Annotated in this window: 2 protein-coding genes; both read left to right on the forward strand. The window is 66.8% G+C overall.

The window, feature by feature from the left end:
- Nucleotides 1–122 precede the first annotated feature (122 nt).
- Nucleotides 123–1,487, forward strand: a complete 1,365-nt coding sequence (locus tag U3653_RS09895) for a wax ester/triacylglycerol synthase family O-acyltransferase (RefSeq protein ID WP_195079303.1) — start codon at nucleotides 123–125, stop codon at nucleotides 1,485–1,487.
- A 165-nt stretch (nucleotides 1,488–1,652) separates the two neighbouring features.
- Nucleotides 1,653–2,102 carry a pyridoxamine 5'-phosphate oxidase family protein gene (locus tag U3653_RS09900; RefSeq protein ID WP_195079304.1) on the forward strand — a complete coding sequence of 150 codons (450 nt, stop codon included), beginning with the start codon at nucleotides 1,653–1,655 and terminating at the stop codon, nucleotides 2,100–2,102.
- Nucleotides 2,103–3,433 lie beyond the last annotated feature (1,331 nt).

The following is a 3,433-nucleotide window of genomic DNA, read 5'->3' on the forward strand; positions in this document are numbered from 1 at the left end:
GAGGTCCCCGCGGCGGCCCGCGCCGTGGCCGGAGTGCTCTGCATTCGGTGACCTTCGGCCATCATCTGCGCCCGCGCCCCGCGCGATGCTGGAAGGACCAAGCGACTTGAACGAGCATCCGCATGACAGAATTACGCCCCCTCGATTCGGGCTTCATGGAACTAGAGGACGCCGACCGGCACATCAGTCTCGGCATCGGCGCGGTGGCGATCGTCGCCGGAGCCCCGCCGAGCCGCTCCGAGCTGAGCGGCGTTGTCGCGAGGGGGGTGGAGCGGAACGCGCGCCTGCGCCAGAAGGTGCGCCGCGCGCCGCTCGACCTGACCGTGCCGGTGTGGGAGGACGACCCGGATTTCGATCTGGCGCACCACATCCGGTGGACCGCGCTGCCCACGCCGGGTGACGAGACCGCGTTGTGCGAACTGGTGGCCACGGAGCTGGAGGAGCGACTCGATCGCGATCATCCGCTGTGGCAGTGCGTCGTCGTCGAACACCTCGCGGGAGACCGCTGGGCACTGCTGGTCAAAGCGCATCACAGCCTGGTGGACGGCGTTTCCGGGATCTCGGTGTTCCAGAGTTTCTGCGATGCCGTGACCGGGGAGCCGCGGGACACCGCCGAGCCGCAGGGGCGTACCGAGGTGCGCTGGCCGGATCTGGTTCGTGAGGTGTCGCGGCTGCCCGTCGTGTTGCCGCGGTCGGTGGCAGCCATGACGCGGGGCCTGGCTCCGCTGCTGTCCGCCCTCGTGTCGCCTGCCGTGGAGTCCTCGCTCAACGGCCCCATCGGACGGCAGCGCCGGTATGTCGTGGCCCGCGCCGCCTTGGCGGATGTCCATGAGATCGGTGCGGCGTTCGATGTCACGGTCAACGATGTCGTCCTGGCGGCGGTCGCCGCCGCTTATCGTGAACTGCTGGTCGGCCGCGGCGAACGGCTGTCGCCGGACAAACTGCGTATCCTCGTCCCGGTCTCGATGCGGTCCGAACAGGCGAAATACACCCTGGACAACCGGGTTTCGGCGGTACTGCCGTTCCTGCCGATCGAAATCGCCGACCCGGTGGAGCGGCTGAAGACGATCCGGGAGCGGATGAACCGGCACAAGTCGGGCGGCCAAGCGCAAGCGGAGGACTCGGTGCTCGCGTTGGCGGGCCTGCTGCCGTTCGCGCCCCTGGCGTGGACTTTCCGTCTGCTGGCGCGGTTTCCGCAACGAACCGTCGGCGCGTTGGTGACGAATGTGCCCGGTCCGCGGGAAGAACTGACCGTGCGCGGGCAGGTGGTCTCGCAGCTGCTGCCCGCCATGCCGATCGCGATGCGGTTGCGCACCGCGATCGCGGTCCTCAGCTATGCGGGCCACCTGACCTTCGGCATCACCGGGGATTACGACACCGCGCCCGACGTCGCCGTGCTCGCCGAAGGCATCGAGCGAGAGATCCGGCGGCTGCGGGAGCGTGCCGGGATCCGGCGACCGTCCAGGCCGGAGGTGACCTTGCCGTGACGCGCCTTTCCGGCGTGGTCTGCCTGCCTCCGGGATCGGCCGTGCGAAGAGGACGGATCGGGGACTTTCTGCCCTGTCCGGCAGGGGGACTCGGTGATGGTACGGGAGGCCGTGGTGGCGAGTGAAGACCGGAATCGCACACGCGACGCGCCCCGGGGCGAGTTCATGATCGCCTCCAACGGCCTCGCCGACAACGGCGCGCAGGCCCGTACGGTGGTCGAGATCGACCGTGAGGAGGCGTTGCGGTTGCTGGCGGGCGTCGCCTACGGCCGCGTGGTGTACACCCGCGACGCGCTGCCCGCGATCCGCCCGGTCAACCATTTCGTCGACGGCGGTGTGGTCATCGTGCGAACCCGGGTCACCTCGCGGCTCACCGACACCGTCCGTGCCGATCCCTCGGTCGTCGTGGCCTACGAGGCCGACGACATCGACGCGGTGACCCATGCGGGCTGGTCGGTCGTCGTGACCGGTCTCGCCCGCACGGTCACCGATCCGGAACGAATCGCCCGCTATACGCGCCTGCTTCGCCCGTGGGCCGACGGGGTCATGGACACCGTCGTCGCGATCGAACCCACGATCGTGACGGGAGTCCGGCTGCTCGGCGAGGAAGGGTAGCCCTCGCCGGAGGAAGATCGTCATGACCGCCGAGACGCCTGGTGGTGGGCGGCGGTCACAGATCCACGTGATGGGCTCGGTCGCTCCGGGCGGGTGACAGCTGCGTTTCAAGAGATCGCGTGGTGCCGGTGATTTGTCCGTCGGCGTCGTGCCCCGCCTGCGGTGGGAGACCGCGCGCCAATTTGCCGCACTCTCCTACCGAGAATTCTTTGCGAAGACGTATCCGGCGGACCGGTACGCGGCTTCGCCGCCGACCGGTTCGGTTGCGGTCGAAATGCCTTGGACGCCGTGCCGGTGCGAGCCCGGCGCGAAAGTCCTGCATTGCTCCGGCATGGTCGCCGGAGCAATGCTCGATCAACCGCCCGCCGCGTCGCATCCACGGCCTGACCGGGGCGAGATCTGCTCGCGGGCGCTGATCGGCGGCCGCTCGCAAACGCGTGGAAATCGTCGCGGACGCGGAACTGCCGCTGCGACCCGTCCTGCTCCGGAAGCCCTCTTCGAGGCGGGCGATACCGCGAAAGGCGATCGGCGGGGCCGATATGAGTACACTGCCGAACGGAAATATGTATTGCAGGAGAGTAATCCGGTGTGACTGATTTCCGGCGTGATGGAATCCGGGATCGGATAAAAGTGGCGGCGCTCGGTGATGATTGGTAATAGTGGCATAGTTTGGCATAAATGGCAGATTGCCGGTTTATTGCTGATGTACGGATCGGTAATTGGGCAACCGAGTGGAGGTGTGGGCGGTGAGGATTTGCGGTCCACTCTCGGCCACCTCGGCGGTCTTGGCCGTCCCGGCTTGTTTGCCGCCCTGACCCGGCATGTACGATGCCCGATCGCAGGTGTCCTTCGTTGGCTTCGTCCCTCGGAACCAGGCTCTTCTCGGAGGATGGGGCGTAAGGTCCGTGGTGCCGTGCGAGGTGTGTCATGGGTCTGCATTGCTCGAATCGGGATTCGAAACACCCGGCTTCCGTGCGGGGTCCACAGGTTTGATACGACTAGACTGAGCCAGGCTGCTGTCAGATAGCTTGTCCCACCAGAGTGTCGATGCTCCACCGCAGATTCAAAAGTTCTGTTTTCAGATTTTGAGACGACTGGAAATGCCGACAAACGGGAGGTGTGGGAGCCGCCGCAGAGGTCGGGGTGTCCGATTCGGATACGGGAACCGGCCGATCGTGCTACACGCGAAACCTGAACGGCGCGGCGTACGGCAGGGGTAGCGCCGCTTCTGAGTAGACGAAGTGCAGAGAAAGCCGGATTTCGGACGCGGAGAGCCCGGCGGGCTTCCGCCATACCTTCGCGCGTCCGGGTAGGAATAAGGGGTTCATGCG

Origin of the sequence: Nocardia implantans (assembly GCF_035544775.1) — a bacterium.
In the GTDB taxonomy this organism is placed as follows: domain Bacteria; phylum Actinomycetota; class Actinomycetes; order Mycobacteriales; family Mycobacteriaceae; genus Nocardia; species Nocardia implantans.

Excerpts from the sequence above, each read along its gene's own strand:
- U3653_RS09900 (WP_195079304.1), top strand. The coding sequence starts at position 1,653 with ATGATCGCCTCCAACGGCCTCGCCGACAACGGCGCGCAGGCCCGTACG.
- U3653_RS09895 (WP_195079303.1), top strand. The coding sequence starts at position 123 with ATGACAGAATTACGCCCCCTCGATTCGGGCTTCATGGAACTAGAGGAC.